15 protein-coding genes are annotated in these 18,102 nt (G+C 55.6%); all 15 read left to right on the forward strand.

Translation table 11 applies throughout. The features are described from left to right. Positions 1–727: 727 nt before the first annotated feature. The 15 genes from ilvI to ACYAC5_RS03560 all read left to right on the forward strand — a co-directional run bounded on the left by ilvI (position 728) and on the right by ACYAC5_RS03560 (position 18,101). The gene (gene ilvI / locus ACYAC5_RS03490; protein ID WP_137385150.1) at positions 728–2,452 is read left to right on the forward strand and encodes an acetolactate synthase 3 large subunit; all 1,725 of its coding nucleotides are present in this window, start codon (positions 728–730) and stop codon (positions 2,450–2,452) included. A gap of 2 nt (positions 2,453–2,454) precedes the next feature. Next, on the forward strand, positions 2,455–2,946 hold the full coding sequence (gene ilvN / locus ACYAC5_RS03495) for an acetolactate synthase small subunit (RefSeq protein WP_007885011.1): 492 nt from the start codon (positions 2,455–2,457) through the stop codon (positions 2,944–2,946). A 197-nt stretch (positions 2,947–3,143) separates the two neighbouring features. Further along, complete coding sequence (gene cra / locus ACYAC5_RS03500) at positions 3,144–4,154, forward strand: catabolite repressor/activator (RefSeq protein WP_101762121.1); 1,011 nt, start codon at positions 3,144–3,146, stop codon at positions 4,152–4,154. A gap of 489 nt (positions 4,155–4,643) precedes the next feature. Further along, positions 4,644–5,102, forward strand: a complete 459-nt coding sequence (gene mraZ / locus ACYAC5_RS03505; RefSeq protein ID WP_007885013.1) for a division/cell wall cluster transcriptional repressor MraZ — start codon at positions 4,644–4,646, stop codon at positions 5,100–5,102. 2 nt (positions 5,103–5,104) lie between these two features. Continuing rightward, entirely contained in the window at positions 5,105–6,046 is a 942-nt protein-coding gene (gene rsmH / locus ACYAC5_RS03510; RefSeq protein ID WP_101762120.1) for a 16S rRNA (cytosine(1402)-N(4))-methyltransferase RsmH, read from the forward strand. After that, positions 6,043–6,363: a cell division protein FtsL gene (ftsL, locus tag ACYAC5_RS03515; RefSeq protein ID WP_101762119.1), complete on the forward strand. Its 321-nt coding sequence runs from the start codon at positions 6,043–6,045 to the stop codon at positions 6,361–6,363. The genes rsmH and ftsL overlap by 4 nt, the downstream gene beginning before the upstream one ends. 16 nt (positions 6,364–6,379) lie before the next feature. Next, positions 6,380–8,146, forward strand: coding sequence for a peptidoglycan glycosyltransferase FtsI (locus ACYAC5_RS03520; protein ID WP_008108616.1), 1,767 nt, complete (start codon positions 6,380–6,382; stop codon positions 8,144–8,146). After that, complete coding sequence (gene murE, locus ACYAC5_RS03525) at positions 8,133–9,620, forward strand: UDP-N-acetylmuramoyl-L-alanyl-D-glutamate--2,6-diaminopimelate ligase (protein ID WP_137385152.1); 1,488 nt, start codon at positions 8,133–8,135, stop codon at positions 9,618–9,620. Before ACYAC5_RS03520 ends, murE begins: the two co-directional genes overlap by 14 nt. Then, a complete protein-coding gene (murF, locus tag ACYAC5_RS03530; RefSeq protein WP_462062411.1) occupies positions 9,617–10,978 on the forward strand; it encodes a UDP-N-acetylmuramoyl-tripeptide--D-alanyl-D-alanine ligase in 1,362 nt (453 codons plus the stop codon). Before murE ends, murF begins: the two co-directional genes overlap by 4 nt. Next, entirely contained in the window at positions 10,972–12,054 is a 1,083-nt protein-coding gene (gene mraY / locus ACYAC5_RS03535) for a phospho-N-acetylmuramoyl-pentapeptide-transferase (protein ID WP_007888613.1), read from the forward strand. The genes murF and mraY overlap by 7 nt, the downstream gene beginning before the upstream one ends. A gap of 2 nt (positions 12,055–12,056) precedes the next feature. Next, complete coding sequence (gene murD, locus ACYAC5_RS03540; RefSeq protein WP_462062413.1) at positions 12,057–13,373, forward strand: UDP-N-acetylmuramoyl-L-alanine--D-glutamate ligase; 1,317 nt, start codon at positions 12,057–12,059, stop codon at positions 13,371–13,373. Then, the gene (gene ftsW / locus ACYAC5_RS03545; RefSeq protein ID WP_462062415.1) at positions 13,373–14,587 is read left to right on the forward strand and encodes a cell division protein FtsW; all 1,215 of its coding nucleotides are present in this window, start codon (positions 13,373–13,375) and stop codon (positions 14,585–14,587) included. Before murD ends, ftsW begins: the two co-directional genes overlap by 1 nt. Next, positions 14,584–15,642 (forward strand): undecaprenyldiphospho-muramoylpentapeptide beta-N-acetylglucosaminyltransferase, encoded by a 1,059-nt coding sequence (gene murG, locus ACYAC5_RS03550; RefSeq protein ID WP_137385155.1) that lies wholly within the window; start codon positions 14,584–14,586, stop codon positions 15,640–15,642. Before ftsW ends, murG begins: the two co-directional genes overlap by 4 nt. 70 nt (positions 15,643–15,712) lie before the next feature. Beyond that, a complete protein-coding gene (murC, locus tag ACYAC5_RS03555; RefSeq protein WP_462062416.1) occupies positions 15,713–17,188 on the forward strand; it encodes a UDP-N-acetylmuramate--L-alanine ligase in 1,476 nt (491 codons plus the stop codon). After that, positions 17,181–18,101 carry a D-alanine--D-alanine ligase gene (locus ACYAC5_RS03560; protein WP_137385156.1) on the forward strand — a complete coding sequence of 307 codons (921 nt, stop codon included), beginning with the start codon at positions 17,181–17,183 and terminating at the stop codon, positions 18,099–18,101. The genes murC and ACYAC5_RS03560 overlap by 8 nt, the downstream gene beginning before the upstream one ends. Position 18,102: the final 1 nt, after the last annotated feature.

Consider the following 18,102-nt stretch of genomic DNA (forward strand, 5'->3'; position numbering starts at 1 on the left):
AAACCTCGTAAATTGAGTGCTGCACATATTGGTACTGGAATTGACGTGTGAAGTCAACCTTAAGTGCAAGGGTATTTCCATGAAGTCATAAGGGCGATGTGCTGTGATTTTTCGGCTGCGCAGAGCAATGACATTAATTAGCAACAGAATAAGTGAATCCATCCACTTAAAAAATCGTTTAGAAAATAGAATTTATTTTAAGTTGTTGATAATTAACATTTTAAGTTGCTAATGCGCATTGCTGATAAAACAAGATTAGGCTTGTTGTTAAGAGGAATATGATGTGATCGGGCCGTTTTATAGATAATCACGCCAGAAAGTAATTATCACAAAAGATTGTGGACTGAGTGGTCAGGCAATATGAAAATCATATTTCTTAGAACACGCTGCAAATAATCTATAAACCAGCATTTTCCTCTGTGGTTATGACGAAGCATTAGTTTAATCCTCGCAGGCAATAATCACGCATCAGTGCCTTTATTGCCGGATCGGGCGCGACGTGGCGTCCTGGCGTTTGCAGGGCGGGTTGTCTGCGGTTATGGTAATCGACCTACTCTCAAATAATTAACTCAAGTAGATTCCCTGTACCTGGAAGGCGGACAGAACGCCGCCTTCTGAGCATAAACATAAGGTTTTGATCTTAATTGGCGATCGGGGGCCGGATATCAGTGGCGTGCGGGAAACGCGAACGTCAGTGGATTCAGTCCCTCAAGCCTGGAGGCAGAAAATGGAGATGTTGTCAGGAGCCGAAATGGTCGTCCGTTCGTTAATCGATCAGGGCGTTAAGCAGGTATTCGGTTATCCGGGCGGAGCGGTGCTCGATATTTACGATGCGCTGCAAACGGTCGGTGGTATTGACCACGTATTGGTCCGTCATGAACAAGGCGCGGTGCATATGGCCGATGGCCTTGCGCGTGCGACCGGTGAAGTGGGCGTGGTGTTAGTGACTTCCGGTCCGGGCGCCACCAACGCGATTACCGGTATTGCAACCGCCTATATGGATTCGATCCCAATGGTAATTCTGTCGGGTCAGGTGCCTTCGTCACTGATTGGTTACGATGCGTTCCAGGAGTGCGACATGGTCGGCATCTCCCGCCCGGTGGTGAAGCACAGCTTCCTGGTGAAAAACGCCGAAGAGATCCCAACCGTGCTGAAAAAGGCCTTCTGGCTGGCAGCAAGCGGTCGCCCGGGACCGGTGGTGATCGATCTGCCAAAAGATATTCTGAACCCCGCCAACAAGCTGCCGTACGTCTGGCCGGAAACAGTGAGCATGCGCTCATACAATCCGACCATTCAGGGCCACAAAGGACAGATTAAGCGCGCGCTGCAAACGTTACTGGCAGCACACAAGCCGGTGATTTACGCCGGCGGCGGCGCGATTATGTCGGGCTGCGAAGCCGAGCTGCTGCAGCTGGCAGAGCAACTGAATATTCCGGTAACGACCTCGCTGATGGGCTTGGGCGTGTTCCCTGGCACACATCGTCAGTGTGTCGGCATGCTGGGGATGCACGGCACTTACGAAGCCAACATGACCATGCACAATGCCGATCTGATTTTCGGTATTGGCGTGCGCTTCGACGACCGCACCACCAACAATCTGGCGAAGTACTGCCCGAACGCCACCATCATGCATATCGATGTCGATCCGACGTCGATCTCCAAAACGGTCAGCGCCGACATTCCAATCGTTGGCGATGCGAAGCAGACGCTGGCACAGATGTTAGAGCTGCTGGCGCAAAGCGATGCGAAGCAGGAACTTGATAGCCTGCGCGACTGGTGGCAGACCATTGAAGGCTGGCGCGGTCGCAAGTGCCTGGAATTCGATCGTACCAGCGACAAAATCAAACCGCAGGCAGTCATCGAGACCATCTGTCGTTTGACCAAAGGCGAAGCTTACGTGACGTCTGACGTTGGTCAGCATCAGATGTTTGCCGCACTTTACTACCAGTTCGACAAGCCGCGTCGCTGGATCAACTCCGGCGGCTTAGGCACCATGGGCTTCGGCTTGCCTGCAGCGTTAGGTGTGAAGATGGCGCTGCCGGATGAGACGGTTATCTGCGTGACCGGCGATGGCAGTATCCAGATGAACATTCAGGAGCTGTCGACCGCACTGCAGTACGATTTACCGGTGCTGGTATTAAACCTCAACAACGGCTTCCTCGGCATGGTTAAGCAGTGGCAGGACATGATTTACTCGGGCCGCCACTCGCAGTCCTACATGCAATCGCTGCCTGACTTCGTGCGTCTGGCCGAAGCGTATGGGCATGTGGGCATTTCCATTGCGCATCCGGCGGAGCTGGAAGAGAAGCTGCAGCTGGCACTGGATACGCTGGCGAAAGGCCGTCTGGTGTTTGTCGATGTAAACATTGACGGCAGCGAGCACGTTTACCCGATGCAAATTCGTGGTGGTTCGATGGATGAGATGTGGCTGAGCAAAACGGAGAGGACTTAATTATGCGTCGTATTTTATCGGTTCTGCTGGAAAACGAATCCGGCGCATTGTCCCGCGTAGTGGGGCTGTTCTCTCAACGTGGCTATAACATCGAAAGCCTGACTGTGGCACCGACCGATGATCCCACCTTGTCACGCATGACCATTCAAACGGTCGGCGATGCGAAAGTGCTGGAGCAGATTGAGAAGCAGCTGCACAAGCTGGTGGACGTGTTACGTGTCAGCGAGCTGGGTCAGGGCGCTTACGTTGAGCGTGAGATCATGCTGGTGAAAATCCAGGCCAGCGGTTACGGCCGTGAAGAAGTGAAGCGCAGCGCGGAAATTTTCCGTGGGCAGATTATCGATGTCACGCCAACGCTTTACACGGTTCAGCTGGCAGGCACCAGCGATAAACTCGATGCGTTTCTCAACACCGTGCGTGACGTGGCAGAAATTGTCGAAGTGGCGCGCTCAGGAATTGTGGGTGTGTCGCGCGGCGATCGCGTGATGCGTTAATCACCCAAAGTAACGATTTCATCTGATTCTAACCCGGCGAAATGCCGGGTTTTTTTATTTTATGCGCTTAACCAGGATGCGAGAGAAAAGCGGTTGCTCGGCGTAGTGTTCTGCGGTTAGATGTTACAAATGTTTTACCCATAGCTACTCTGCGGATATTTTCGTCAGCGCTGGCTTATCAGAATTAAGGTGTCACCGTGAAACTGGATGAAATTGCGCGCCTGGCAGGCGTGTCGCGCACCACGGCCAGCTATGTAATTAATGGCAAAGCGCGGCAGTATCGTGTCAGCGAAAAAACCGTCGAAAAAGTGATGGCGGTGGTGCGTGAACACAACTATCACCCCAATGCCGTCGCGGCTGGGCTGCGCGCCGGGCGCACACGTTCAATTGGCCTGGTGATCCCCGATCTGGAAAACACCAGTTACACGCGCATTGCGAATTATCTGGAGCGTCAGGCGCGTCAGCGCGGCTATCAGCTGCTGATTGCCTGCTCAGAGGATCAGCCAGACAACGAAATGCGCTGCATCGAGCATCTGTTGCAGCGCCAGGTTGATGCCATCATTGTTTCAACTTCACTGCCACCAGAGCATCCGTTCTATCAGCGTTGGATCAACGATCCGCTACCGATTATCGCGCTGGACCGTGCGCTGGATCGTGAACACTTTACCAGCGTAGTGGGTGCCGATCAGGATGATGCGCAGGCGCTGGCGGCTGAATTGCGTCAGCTACCGGTGAAAAATGTGCTGTTCCTCGGCGCGCTGCCTGAGTTGTCGGTCAGCTTCCTGCGTGAGTTAGGTTTCCGCGATGCGTGGAAAGATGATGAGCGGCCAATTGATTACATCTACTGCAACAGTTTTGATCGGGCCGCCGCTGCGGCGCTGTTTGAGAAGTACCTCGAAGATCATCCGATGCCGGAGGCACTGTTCACCACGTCGTTTGGGCTGCTGCAGGGCGTAATGGACATTACGCTGAAGCGTGATGGTCGCCTGCCGACAGATTTGGCGATCGCCACCTTTGGCGACCATGAATTGCTGGATTTCCTCGAGTGCCCGGTGCTGGCGGTGGGGCAACGTCACCGCGACGTGGCTGAGCGCGTGCTGGAACTGGTGTTAGCCTCGCTAGATGAACCACGTAAACCCAAGCCGGGTTTAACCCGTATTCGTCGCAATTTATTCCGCCGCGGACAATTAAGTCGCCGCTCTAAATGAAATGCTGGGCAGTTCGCTGCCCAGCATTTATTAATCCTGTCGATATTTTGAAACCTTAGGGCGTAAATAAGCGTAAATAATCGCCACTCCAGCTAACAATTTAACCTTGCTGACTTTTCTTAATTGTTTACATGTTCACCAGTGAGGCGTGGCAGCGCTGGCGCGATGATGCTGGGCTTCCTTTCAGAAATCCCCTAAAATGCCGCCGCTGTCGCAGATTGCGGGGCAATTATATTTTTGCGCCGGAGCGCTTTATTTTTCGCCATTTATCCTCGTGCAGAAATTTTTATTCAATTATTCATCAGGTTAATTTTTTATTTTACGAATCCATGTCGATTAATTCCCTCATTGATTAATTTCACCCGATGTAAATAGTGATATTCACTTGCCGTTGCGGCTTGACAAGGATTTCATCGGCTCCGTAAACTCGTTTCGTGGTAAAAAGTGGGATAAAGTGGTGAAAACGGGTGATTGAGGGGTAAGGCTGGCATGTTCCGTGGAGCAACGTTGGTCAATCTCGACAGCAAAGGACGATTAGCAGTACCAACGCGCTATCGTGAATTGCTTGTCGCAGAGTCTCAGGGGCAAATGGTATGCACCATTGACCTCCACCAGCCATGCCTGTTGCTTTATACCCTGCCCGAATGGGAAATCATTGAGAAAAAGCTGTCTCGCTTATCCAGCATGAATCCTGCCGAGCGTCGCGTACAGCGACTGCTGTTGGGACATGCCAGTGAATGCCAGATGGATAATGCGGGTCGTTTGTTGTTGGCGAACACGTTACGTCAACATGCCGGCCTGACCAAAGAAGTGATGCTGGTTGGACAGTTCAATAAGTTTGAGCTGTGGGATGAACAGACCTGGTATCAACAAGTTAAGGATGATATTGACACAGAACAGTCGGCTCAGGAGCCTTTATCTGAGCGGTTGCAGGACTTGTCGCTATAGCTATGCAGGAAAATTTCAAACACACCACAGTGCTGCTGGATGAGGCGGTAAACGGCCTCAATATCAGGGAAGACGGCATTTATATTGATGGCACTTTTGGTCGCGGCGGTCACTCGCGCTTAATCCTTTCGCAGCTTGGTGAGAAAGGGCAACTGATAGCGATTGATCGCGATCCGCAAGCGATAGCCGCAGCCGCTGAGATAAACGATCCGCGCTTCTCGATCGTCCACGGGCCGTTTTCGGCTTTGGCGGAATACGTCGAAGAGCGTGGATTGACCGGCAAGATCGATGGCGTTCTCCTCGATCTGGGCGTCTCTTCTCCGCAACTGGATGATGCCGAACGTGGCTTCTCCTTTATGCGTGATGGGCCACTGGATATGCGTATGGATCCAACACGCGGGCAATCGGCCGCCGAATGGCTGATGAGCGCAGAGGAGGCGGATATCGCTTTCGTGATCAAGACCTACGGTGAAGAGCGTTTCGGTAAACGTATTGCGCGCGCCATTGTAGAGCGTAACCGCGACCAGCCGATGACGCGCACCAAAGAGCTGGCGACGGTGATTGCCGCCGCAATGCCCGTCAAAGACAAATTTAAGCACCCGGCAACGCGTACTTTCCAGGCGATTCGCATCTGGATCAACAGTGAGCTGGAAGAGATCGATACCGCGCTGAAAGGGGCCTTGTCGGTGCTCGCGCCAGGCGGCAGGTTGTCGATTATCAGCTTCCACTCACTGGAAGATCGCTTAGTGAAGCGTTTTATGCGCGATCAGAGCCGCGGTCCGCAGGTGCCAGCAGGCATTCCGATGACGGAGTCGCAGCTTAAAGCCTTAGGCGGTCGTGAGCTGAAAACGCTGGGCAAATTGATTCCTGGCGAAGCCGAAGTGAACGAAAACCCACGTGCGCGCAGTTCGGTATTGCGTATCGCGGAGCGAACGGCCTCATGATTGGCAACGAGCGCCACAGCTTACCCGGTGTCATTGGTGGGGACTTGCTGCGATTTGGCAAGATCCCGCTGTTGCTGTTGATCGCGGTGCTGGTGTCCTCGGTAATGGTGGTGACCACCACGCATAAGACGCGCCTGTTAACGGCGCAGCGTGAACAGCTGGTGCTGGAGCGTGATGCGCTCGATATCGAATGGCGCAACCTGATTCTTGAAGAGAACGCACTGGGCGATCACAGCCGCGTAGAGCGGATAGCAACCGATAAACTGCAAATGCAGCATGTTGATCCTTCGCAGGAAAATATTGTGGTGCAGAAATAAGGAATCGCAGAACTCAATGAGTGGCGCAGGCAAAACGCTGAAGTTAAAAAAACAAGAAGATAAGGCCAGCTTTGTAAGCTGGCGCTTTGCGTTACTGTGCGGGTGCATTTTACTGGCGCTGGGCGGACTGCTGTCGCGCGTAGCGTGGCTGCAGGTGATCAACCCTGACAAGCTGGTGAAAGAGGGCGATTTGCGTTCGCTGCGCGTGCAATCGGTGCCAACTGCGCGTGGTATGATCAGCGATCGTGCCGGTCGTCCGCTGGCGGTGAGCGTGCCGGTGAATGCGATCTGGGCCGATCCGAAAGAGCTGACCGAACACGGCGGCGTCTCGCTGGATAGTCGCTGGAAAGCGCTGTCGGATGCGTTATCGATCCCGCTCGATCAGCTTGCTGCACGTATCAATGCCAACCCGAAAGGGCGCTTTGTCTATCTGGCGCGCCAGGTGAATCCAGCGATTGGCGAGTATGTGAAAAAGCTTAAGCTGCCGGGCATCTATCTGCGTGAAGAGTCGCGCCGCTACTATCCGGCGGGCCAGGTGACCGCGCACCTGATTGGTTTCACCAACATTGATGGCCAGGGCATTGAAGGCATCGAAAAAAGCTTCGATAAATGGCTGACCGGCGCACCGGGTGAACGTACGGTGCGTAAAGACCGCAACGGCCGCGTCATTGAAGATATCTCCTCGGTAGATAGCCGCGCCGCGCACAACCTGACGCTGAGCATTGATGAACGTCTGCAGGCGCTGGTGTACCGCGAACTGAATAATGCCGTGGCGTTCAACAAAGCCGAATCAGGCACCGCGGTGCTGGTGGATGTAAACACCGGCGAAGTGCTGGCGATGGCGAACAGCCCCGCTTACAACCCGAATAATCTCAGCAACACGCCGAAAGACGTGATGCGTAACCGCGCTATTACCGACATCTTCGAGCCAGGTTCCACCGTGAAACCGATGGTGGTGATGACGGCTTTGCAGCGCGGTGTGGTGAAAGAGAACAGCGTACTGAATACCGTGCCGTACCGCGTCAATGGTCATGAGATCAAAGACGTGGCGCGCTACAACGAATTGACCCTTACCGGGGTTTTACAGAAGTCGAGTAACGTCGGGGTTTCACGTTTGGCGTTAGCGATGCCCTCCTCAGCACTTGTAGATACTTACGCGCGCTTTGGACTGGGTAAACCGACCAATTTGGGGCTGGTCGGGGAAAGTAGTGGCTTATACCCTCAAAAACAACGGTGGTCTGACATAGAGAGGGCCACCTTCTCTTTCGGCTACGGGCTAATGGTAACGCCGTTACAGTTAGCGCGAGTCTACGCAACCATTGGCAGCTACGGCATCAATCGCCCGCTGTCGATCACCAAAGTTGACCCGCCAGTGGCGGGTGAACGCGTTTTCCAGGAAGACCTGGTGAAAACGGTGATGCACATGATGGAAAGCGTTGCGTTGCCTGGCGGTGGTGGGGTTAAAGCCGCCATCAAGGGCTATCGCATTGCCATCAAAACCGGTACCGCCAAGAAAGTTGGACCGGATGGACGTTACGTCAACAAATACATTGCTTATACCGCAGGCGTTGCGCCTGCCAGCCGTCCTCGTTTTGCGCTGGTGGTGGTGATCAACGATCCCCAGGCCGGTAAATATTATGGTGGTGCGGTTTCAGCACCGGTGTTTGGCGCCATCATGGGCGGCGTATTGCGTACCATGAATATCGAACCTGATGCGCTGCCAACAGTTGATAAGAACGAGTTGGTGAAGAATAGAAGTGAGGAATCAAGTGACAGATCGTAACCTGCGCGACTTACTGGCCCCGTGGGTGCCGGGTGCGCCGGCGCGTCCACTCCGTGACATGACACTAGATAGCCGCGCGGCGGCTTCTGGCGATCTGTTTATCGCCGTGGCGGGTCATCATGCTGATGGACGTCGTTTTATTCCGCAGGCTATTGCACAAGGCGTAGCGGCAGTGATTGCCGAAGCCGAAGGCGAAGCCAGCGATGGAGATATCCGCGAGATGCATGGCGTCCCGGTTATCTATCTGGCGCAGTTGCAGCAGCGTCTCTCTGCACTGGCCGGACGCTTTTATCAGCAGCCTGCAAGCAAACTGAAATTGATTGGTGTTACTGGCACTAACGGCAAAACCACCACCACGCAACTGATGGCGCAGTGGGCCAATCTGCTCGGTGAAACCGGCGCAGTGATGGGCACGGTAGGCAATGGCCTTTACGGTCAACTGGTGGCAACCGAAAACACCACCGGTTCTGCGGTGGATGTGCAGCATGTGCTGAATGATTTAGTCGGGCAGGGCGCAACCCTGACGGCAATGGAAGTCTCCTCACACGGCTTGGTGCAGCATCGCGTTGCCGCCTTGCCGTTTGCGGCCGCGGTATTTACTAACCTGAGCCGCGATCACCTCGATTATCACGGTGATATGCAGAGTTATGAATCCGCTAAATGGTTACTGTTCTCTGAGCATCAGGTCGCTGAAGCCATCATCAATGCGGATGATGAAGTGGGGCGTCGCTGGCTGGCGAAATTGCCGGATGCGGTAGCGGTCACCATGGAAGACAATCTGCAATCGGGCTGTCATGGCCGCTGGCTGAAAGCCACGGCGGTGGATTATCACGACGGCGGTGCGCATATTCAGTTCAGCTCCAGCTGGGGCAACGGCGAGTTTGATAGCCGGCTGATGGGCGCTTTCAACGTGAGCAACCTGTTGCTAGCGCTGGGTACGCTGCTGGCGCTGGATTACCCGCTTGATGCGCTGGTTGCCACTGCACCGCAGCTGCAGCCGGTGTGTGGTCGCATGGAAGTATTCACTGCACCAGACAAACCTACGGTGGTTGTCGATTACGCTCACACGCCGGATGCGCTGGAAAAAGCGCTGGAAGCGGCGCGTCTGCACTGTAAAGGCCAGCTGTGGTGCGTGTTTGGCTGCGGTGGCGATCGTGACAAAGGCAAACGTCCGCTGATGGGCGCGATTGCTGAGCAATTCTCCGACATCGTCGTGATTACCGACGATAATCCGCGCAGCGAAGAGCCGATGGCGATTGTGAATGACATTCTCACCGGCTTACTCGATCCGGGTCGCGCACGCGTGGTTTCCGGTCGTGCGCAGGCGGTCACCAATGCCGTGATGCAAGCCGGCGCCGATGACATCGTGTTGGTGGCCGGAAAAGGCCACGAAGATTATCAAATCATTGGCAACCGCCGTTTGGATTACTCCGATCGCGACACCGTCGCCCGTTTGTTGGGGGTGATGGCATGATTCCCGTTTCTCTCAATACGCTGGCCGAAATCAGCGGCGGTCAACTGCACGGCGCGGATTTAACCCTTACCGATGTCACCACCGATACCCGCAAAGTCACCGCCGGCAGCCTGTTTGTGGCGCTGGTGGGTGAACGTTTTGATGCTCACGATTTCGCTAACGATGCTATTGCTAACGGCGCGCAGGCGCTGCTGGTCAGTCAACTGCTGCCGTTTTCTGTACCGCAAGTGGTTGTGGCTGATACGCGGATTGCTTTTGGGCAACTCGCCGCGTGGGTACGCCAACAGGCGAATGCTCGCGTGGTTGCGTTGACCGGTTCATCCGGCAAAACCTCGGTCAAAGAGATGACCGCCGCGATTTTGCGTCAGTGTGGCGAAACGCTTTACACGGCTGGCAACCTGAACAACGACTTCGGCGTACCAATGACACTGCTGCGTCTCACCAAAGAGCATGCTTACGCGGTGATCGAGTTAGGTGCCAACCATCAGGGTGAAATTGCCTACACCACCGATCTGGTGCGTCCGGAAACTGCGCTGGTGAATAACCTTGCTGCCGCCCATCTGGAAGGCTTTGGCTCGCTGGCGGGCGTGGCGAAAGCCAAAGGCGAAATTTTTGGCGGCTTGCCGGTACACGGCACCGCGATCGTCAACGCTGACAGCAACGATCTGGTCAACTGGCAATCACAGTTTGCAGATAAAACCTTGTGGCGCTTCTCGCCGCAGCCGATGGCTGATGCAGAGTTCCGCGCCAGCGAAATCGTGCTGCGAGCCGATGCCACGCTGTTCACGCTGCATACGCCACGCGGTGATATCGCCGTGGAGCTGCCGCTGCCGGGCCGTCATAACATCTCGAATGCGTTAGCCGCTGCAGCGCTGGCATTGTCAGTAGATGCGCCGCTGTCGGCGATTCAAGCTGGCCTTAAAACCTTGCAGGCTGTTCCTGGTCGACTGTTCCCGATTCGCCTGGCGGCCAATCAACTGCTGCTGGATGACAGCTACAACGCCAATGTTGGTTCTATGACTGCCGCCGCACAGGTGCTAGGCGATATGCCGGGCTACCGCGTGATGGTAGTAGGCGATATGGCTGAATTGGGTGATGAAGCCGAACTGTGTCATCGCCAGGTCGGCGATGCGGCCAAAGCGGCCGGTGTCGATCGCGTGCTGAGCATTGGGACTCTGAGCCAGCTGATTGGCGAAAACAGCGGTAAAGGCGAGCATTTCGCCACAAAAACCGCGCTAACTGAACGTTTACGCACATTGCTGTCCGAACATCAGGACATCACTATTTTGGTTAAAGGTTCACGTAGTGCCGCCATGGAGCAGGTAGTACAGAGCTTACAGGAGAAAGGAACATGCTAGTCTGGCTGGCCGAACATCTGGTCGCATTTTATTCCGGCTTTAACGTCTTCTCGTATCTGACGTTTCGCGCCATTGTCAGCCTGCTGACCGCCTTGTTCATTTCTCTGTGGATGGGCCCGCGCCTGATTGCCTGGCTGCAGAAGCTGCAGATCGGCCAGGTGGTGCGTAACGACGGTCCAGAGTCACACTTCAGCAAACGCGGCACACCAACCATGGGCGGCGTGATGATCCTCACCTCAATCACCATTTCGGTGCTGATGTGGGCCTATCCGTCTAATCCATACGTCTGGTGCGTACTGGTGGTGCTGGTCGGTTTTGGCATCATCGGCTTTGTGGATGACTATCGTAAGGTGGTGCGCAAGGACACCAAAGGCCTGATCGCGCGCTGGAAATATTTCTGGATGTCAGTAATTTCGCTGGCGGTTGCGTTCGCGCTGTTTATCGCCGGTAAAGATACGCCTGCAACGCAGCTGGTGGTGCCGTTCTTTAAAGACGTGATGCCGCAGCTGGGCCTGTTCTACGTGGTGCTGGCCTACTTCGTGATTGTCGGTACCGGCAACGCGGTTAACTTAACGGATGGTCTTGATGGCTTAGCCATTATGCCAACGGTGTTCGTGGCCGCAGGCTTTGCGCTGGTGGCGTGGGCGACCGGTAACGTTAAGTTTGCCGAATATCTGCACATTCCTTATTTACGGCACGCGGGCGAATTAGTGATTGTCTGCACCGCGATTGTCGGAGCCGGACTCGGATTTTTGTGGTTCAACACCTATCCAGCGCAAGTGTTCATGGGCGATGTCGGCTCATTGGCGCTGGGTGGCGCGCTCGGCACCATCGCCGTGCTGCTGCGTCAGGAATTCTTGCTGTTAATCATGGGCGGCGTGTTTGTGGTCGAAACGCTCTCGGTGATTCTGCAGGTGGGATCGTTCAAGCTGCGCGGTCAACGCATTTTCCGCATGGCACCGATTCACCATCACTATGAATTGAAAGGCTGGCCGGAGCCGCGCGTCATCGTGCGCTTCTGGATTATTTCGCTGATGCTGGTGCTGATTGGCCTGGCAACGCTGAAGGTACGTTAATCATGGCTGACTATCGGGGCAGAAAAGTCGTCATCATTGGATTAGGCATTACTGGCCTCTCCTGTGTTGATTTCTTCCTCGCGCAAGGCGTAACGCCACGCGTGATGGATACCCGTGTCTCGCCGCCGGGGCTGGACAAACTGCCAGCTTCGGTGGAGCGCTATGTTGGCGGTATTAATAGTGATTGGCTGCTGGCCTCCGATCTGATTATCGCCAGCCCCGGGATCGCGCTGGCGCATCCTGCATTGAGCGAAGCAGCCGATGCCGGGATTGAAATCATCGGCGATATTGAGCTGTTCTGCCGTGAAGCGCAGGCTCCGATTGTGGCGATCACCGGTTCGAATGGTAAAAGCACCGTGACGACGCTGGTGGGTGAAATGGCGCGCGCAGCAGGTTGGCAGGTAGGCGTGGGCGGTAACATCGGTTTGCCAGCGCTGACGCTGTTGAAATCGCCAGCACAGCTTTATGTACTCGAACTCTCCAGCTTCCAGCTGGAAACCACGCATAGCCTGAAAGCGGCGGCGGCGACGATCCTCAATCTCACCGAGGATCACATGGATCGCTATCCGCTCGGCATGCAGCAGTATCGTGCCGCCAAGCTGCGCATTTACGAAAACGCCAGCGTCTGCGTGGTGAATGCTGACGATGGCATGACCATGCCGGTGCGCGGTGTTGATCAGCGCTGCGTAAGCTTCGGCATCAACCTCGGCGATTATCATCTTAATCAGCAGCAGGGCAGCACCTGGCTGCGGGCGAAGGGCGAGAAAGTCCTGAACACCGATGAGATGACGCTGGTGGGCCAACACAATTATACCAACGCGCTGGCAGCGCTAGCATTGGCCGACGCGGTGAATATTCCACGCGCTTCCAGCCTGAAAGCATTAACCACCTTTACCGGCCTGGCGCATCGCTTCCAATTGGTGCATGAAGCCCACGGTGTGCGCTGGATTAACGATTCCAAAGCCACCAATGTTGGCAGCACCGAAGCGGCGCTGAATGGCTTGCAGGTGAAAGGTACCTTGTGGCTGCTGCTGGGCGGCGACGGCAAGTCGGCTGATTTCAGCCCGCTGGCGCGCTATCTGCAGGGCGACAACGTGAAGCTGTTCTGTTTTGGTCGAGATGGTGATGCGTTAGCGGCATTGCGTCCGGAGATCGCCACGCGCACTGAATCCATGCAGCAGGCGATGACGCAGATTGCCGCCCAGGTTAAAGCCGGCGATATGGTGCTGTTATCACCGGCCTGCGCCAGCCTTGACCAGTTCCGTAATTTTGAACAGCGCGGCGATCAGTTCGCGCAACTGGCGAAGGAGTTGAGCTGATGCGCATTCCTGGAGCCGGTATCGCCAACTATCTGTCGTTGCGCCTGCGTGAATGGGTGATGGGCGCGCGCGACAGTGATGATGCGCCGATGGTGCTGTACGACCGCACGCTGCTGTGGCTGACCTTTGGGCTGGCGCTGATCGGTTTTGTGATGGTGACGTCGGCGTCGATGCCGGTTGGTCAACGTCTGAATGAAGATCCGTTCTACTTTGCCAAGCGTGATGCGTTTTATATCGCTTTGGCGTTTGGTATGGCGCTGGTGACCTTGCGCATCCCGATGGATTTCTGGCAGCGCTACAGCAACGTGATGCTGATGGTGTCCGTGGTGATGTTGCTGATCGTTCTGGTCGTCGGTAGCTCGGTGAACGGTGCATCGCGCTGGATTGCTCTTGGCCCGCTGCGTATTCAGCCGGCCGAGCTTTCGAAGTTGACGCTGTTCTGCTATCTCGCCAGCTATCTGGTGCGCAAAGTCGAAGAGGTGCGTAACAACTTCTGGGGTTTCTGTAAGCCGATGGGCGTGATGGTGGTGCTGGCCGTGCTACTGCTGGCGCAGCCGGATCTCGGTACCGTCGTTGTGCTGTTTGTTACCACGCTGGCGATGCTGTTCCTCGCCGGGGCGAAAATGTGGCAGTTCCTGGCGATCATCGGCTCCGGCATTTTCGCCGTGGTGCTGCTGATCATCGCCGAACCGTACCGCATGCGCCGTGTGACCTCCTTCTGGAACCCGTGGGAAGATCCCTTCGGCAGCGGCTACCAGCTGACGCAATCGTTGATGGCGTTTGGGCGCGGTGAGTTCTGGGGGCAGGGCTTAGGCAACTCGGTGCAGAAACTGGAATATCTGCCGGAAGCACATACTGACTTCATCTTCTCCATCATCGGTGAAGAGTTGGGTTATGTCGGTGTGGTTTTAGCGCTGTTGATGGTATTCTTCGTCGCTTTTCGCGCGATGTCGATTGGTCGCCGTGCTCTGGAGATCGATCAGCGCTTCTCAGGCTTCCTCGCTTGCTCAATTGGCGTGTGGTTTAGCTTCCAGGCGCTGGTTAACGTGGGTGCAGCTGCTGGCATGCTGCCGACGAAAGGTCTGACGCTGCCGCTGATCAGTTACGGTGGTTCGAGTCTGATCATCATGTCGACCGCCATCGTGTTTTTATTACGCATAGATTATGAAACGCGTCTGGCAAAAGCGCAGGCGTTTACCCGAGGTGCACGATGAGTGGCAAACGGTTGATGGTCATGGCAGGCGGTACTGGCGGACATGTGTTCCCGGGTCTGGCCGTTGCCCATCACCTGATGGAACAAGGCTGGCAGGTGCGCTGGCTGGGAACCGCTGACCGAATGGAAGCGGATTTGGTGCCGAAACACGGCATTGAAATTGATTTTATCCGCATCAGCGGTTTACGCGGTAAAGGTGTAAAAGCGCAGTTGCTGGCACCGGTACGCATCTTCAATGCATGGCGCCAGGCGCGTCGCATCATGAAGAGCTGGCAGCCGGATGTAGTGCTGGGAATGGGTGGCTACGTTTCGGGCCCTGGCGGCTTAGCGGCGTGGAGCTGCGGTATTCCGGTGGTGCTGCATGAGCAGAACGGCATTGCCGGACTGACCAACAAGTGGCTGGCGAAGATCGCCACCAAAGTGATGCAGGCGTTTCCGGGGGCGTTTCCAAATGCTGAAGTGGTTGGCAATCCGGTGCGTACCGATGTGTTAGCGCTGCCGTTACCGGCAGAGCGACTGAGCGCACGTTTCGGCCCGATTCGCGTGCTGGTGGTTGGCGGCAGCCAGGGCGCGCGCATCCTCAACCAGACCGTGCCGCAAGTGGCCGCAGCGTTGGGCGAAGCCATTACGGTTTGGCATCAAACCGGTAAAGGCGGACTGGAAACCGTGCAGCAGGCTTACCGCGCAGCGGGCCAGCCGCAGCACAAAGTCACCGAGTTTATCGATGACATGGCCGAAGCTTACGCCTGGGCCGATGTCGTAGTGTGCCGTTCGGGCGCATTGACGGTAAGTGAAGTGGCGGCCGCAGGTTTACCGGCAATTTTCGTACCGTTTCAGCACAAAGATCGTCAGCAGTACTGGAATGCGTTGCCGCTGGAAAAAGCGGGCGCAGCCAAAATTTTCGAGCAGCCGCAGTTCACCGCGGCTGTGGTAGCGGACACGCTGCGTCACTGGGATCGCACCACATTGCTGGCGATGGCAGAAAAAGCCCGTCAGGTCGCGATTCCCGATGCAACCGAGCGGGTTGCAAATGAAGTGGCGCGCGTCGCGAAGTAAATTAATCGGCCAGTTGATTTGGCCCGTACCTTCAGCAGGTACAAACGGGAAAAACAGGTAATTGAAACAGATGAATACACAACAATTGGCAAAACTGCGTTCTATTGTGCCCGAGATGCGTCGCGTCCGGCACATTCACTTTGTCGGCATCGGTGGTGCTGGCATGGGCGGTATTGCCGAGGTGTTGGCGAACGAAGGCTATCACATCAGCGGTTCTGATTTGGCGCCGAACGCGGTGACACAGCATCTGGCTGCGCTGGGTGCGACGATTTATTTCAACCATCGTCCGGAAAACGTCACCGATGCCAGCGTTGTCGTGGTGTCGACGGCCGTAGCGCAGGATAACCCTGAACTGGTTGCCGCCCGTGAGCAGCGTATTCCCGTGATTCGTCGTGCTGAGATGTTGGCTGAACTGATGCGTTTCCGTCACGGCATTGCGGTTGCGGGCACGCACGGTAAAACCACCACCACCGCGATGGTGACCAGCATTTACGCGGAAGGCGGACTGGATCCCACCTTCGTTAACGGTGGCTTGGTTAAAGCCGCAGGCACGCATGCGCGCCTGGGCAGCAGCCGTTATCTGATTGCTGAAGCAGATGAAAGTGATGCGTCCTTCCTGCATCTGCAACCGATGGTGGCAATTGTCACCAACATCGAAGCGGATCACATGGACACTTATCAGGGCGATTTCGAGAACCTGAAGCAGACGTTCATTAACTTCCTGCACAACCTGCCATTCTATGGACGCGCGGTAATGTGCGTGGATGATGCAGTGATTCGTGACCTGATCCCGCGCGTAGGCCGCCAGGTAACCACCTACGGCTTTAGCGATGACGCGGATGTGCGTATTGAGAATTACGAGCAGCGTGGCGCACAAGGCCACTTCACCATTATTCGTCAGGATAAGCCGGTGCTGAAAGTGACGCTGAATGCGCCGGGCCGTCATAACGCGCTGAACGCGGCCGCCGCGGTAGCTGTTGCCAGCGAAGAGGGGATTGAAGATAACGCGATTCTGGCCGCGCTGGAGAGCTTCCAGGGCACCGGACGACGCTTTGACGTGCTGGGCGAGTTCGATACCGCCGCCGTCAACGGTAATTCAGGCAGTGCGATGCTGGTCGACGATTATGGACATCATCCCACCGAAGTGGATGTCACCATCAAAGCCGCACGTGCGGGCTGGCCTGACAAGAAGCTAGTGATGGTATTCCAGCCACATCGCTACACGCGTACGCGTGACCTGTTTGATGATTTCGCTAATGTGCTGTCGCAGGTAGATGTGTTGCTGATGCTGGATGTCTATCCGGCGGGTGAAGCGGCGATTCCTGGCGCTGATAGCCGCTCGCTGTGCCGCGCGATTCGTAACCGTGGCAAAGTTGATCCGATTCTGGTCTCTGAGCATGACGCGCTGCCAGATGCGCTGGCACCGTTGCTGTCGGGCGACGATCTGGTGATCGTGCAGGGCGCAGGCAACATCGGCAAGATTGCCCGCAAGCTGGCCGAAAACGAATTACAGCCTGCCGTTAAGTCGGAGGCGCGCTATGACTGAGAAGGTTGCAGTCTTGATGGGCGGCACCTCGGCCGAGCGTGATGTGTCGCTGATGTCCGGTGCGGCAGTGCTGGCCGGACTGCGTGAAATGGGCATTGATGCGCATGCAGTCGATACGCGTGATGTGTCGGTGCTTGACCTGAAACAGCAAGGTTTCGCTAAAGCGTTTATTGCTTTGCACGGTCGTGGTGGTGAAGACGGCACGCTGCAAGCGGTGCTGGAGTTTCTGCAACTGCCCTATACCGGCAGCGGTGTGATGGCTTCCGCCATCACCATGGATAAGCTGCGCAGCAAATTGCTGTGGCAGGGCAGGGGATTACCCTCAGGCAAATTTGTTTGGCTGACGCGTCAGCAGCATGAACAAGGTTTAAACGCGGATACTACCAAAGCCATTGAGGCGCTGGGTTTACCGCTATTTGTCAAGCCAAGCTGCGAAGGTTCTAGCGTCGGTATCAGCCGCGTGAACCATGCGGATGCATTACCCGCAGCGCTTGAAGAAGCCTTTCGTCATGATGATGACGTGCTGATCGAAGCTTTTCTGAGCGGCGCGGAATATACCGTGGGCATCGTGGGTGAGCAAATTCTGCCTTCTATCAGAATTAAAACCGCCAGCGAGTTCTATGACTATGAAGCTAAATACATTTCTGACGATACTGAATACTTCTGCCCGAGCGGATTAAGCGCCGAGCAGGAAGCAGAATTGCAGACGTTGGTGTGGTCAGCCTGGCGCGCATTGGGTTGCAGCGGCTGGGGTCGCGTGGACGTAATGGCCGACGGTGAGGGCAACTTCCAGCTGCTGGAAGTGAATACTTCGCCCGGCATGACCAGCCACAGTTTAGTGCCGATGGCCGCGAAGCAAGCGGGATACAGCTTCCCGCAGCTGGTGGCGCGTATTCTGGAGCTGGCTGACTGAT

Source organism: Pantoea sp. y20 (assembly GCF_054903455.1).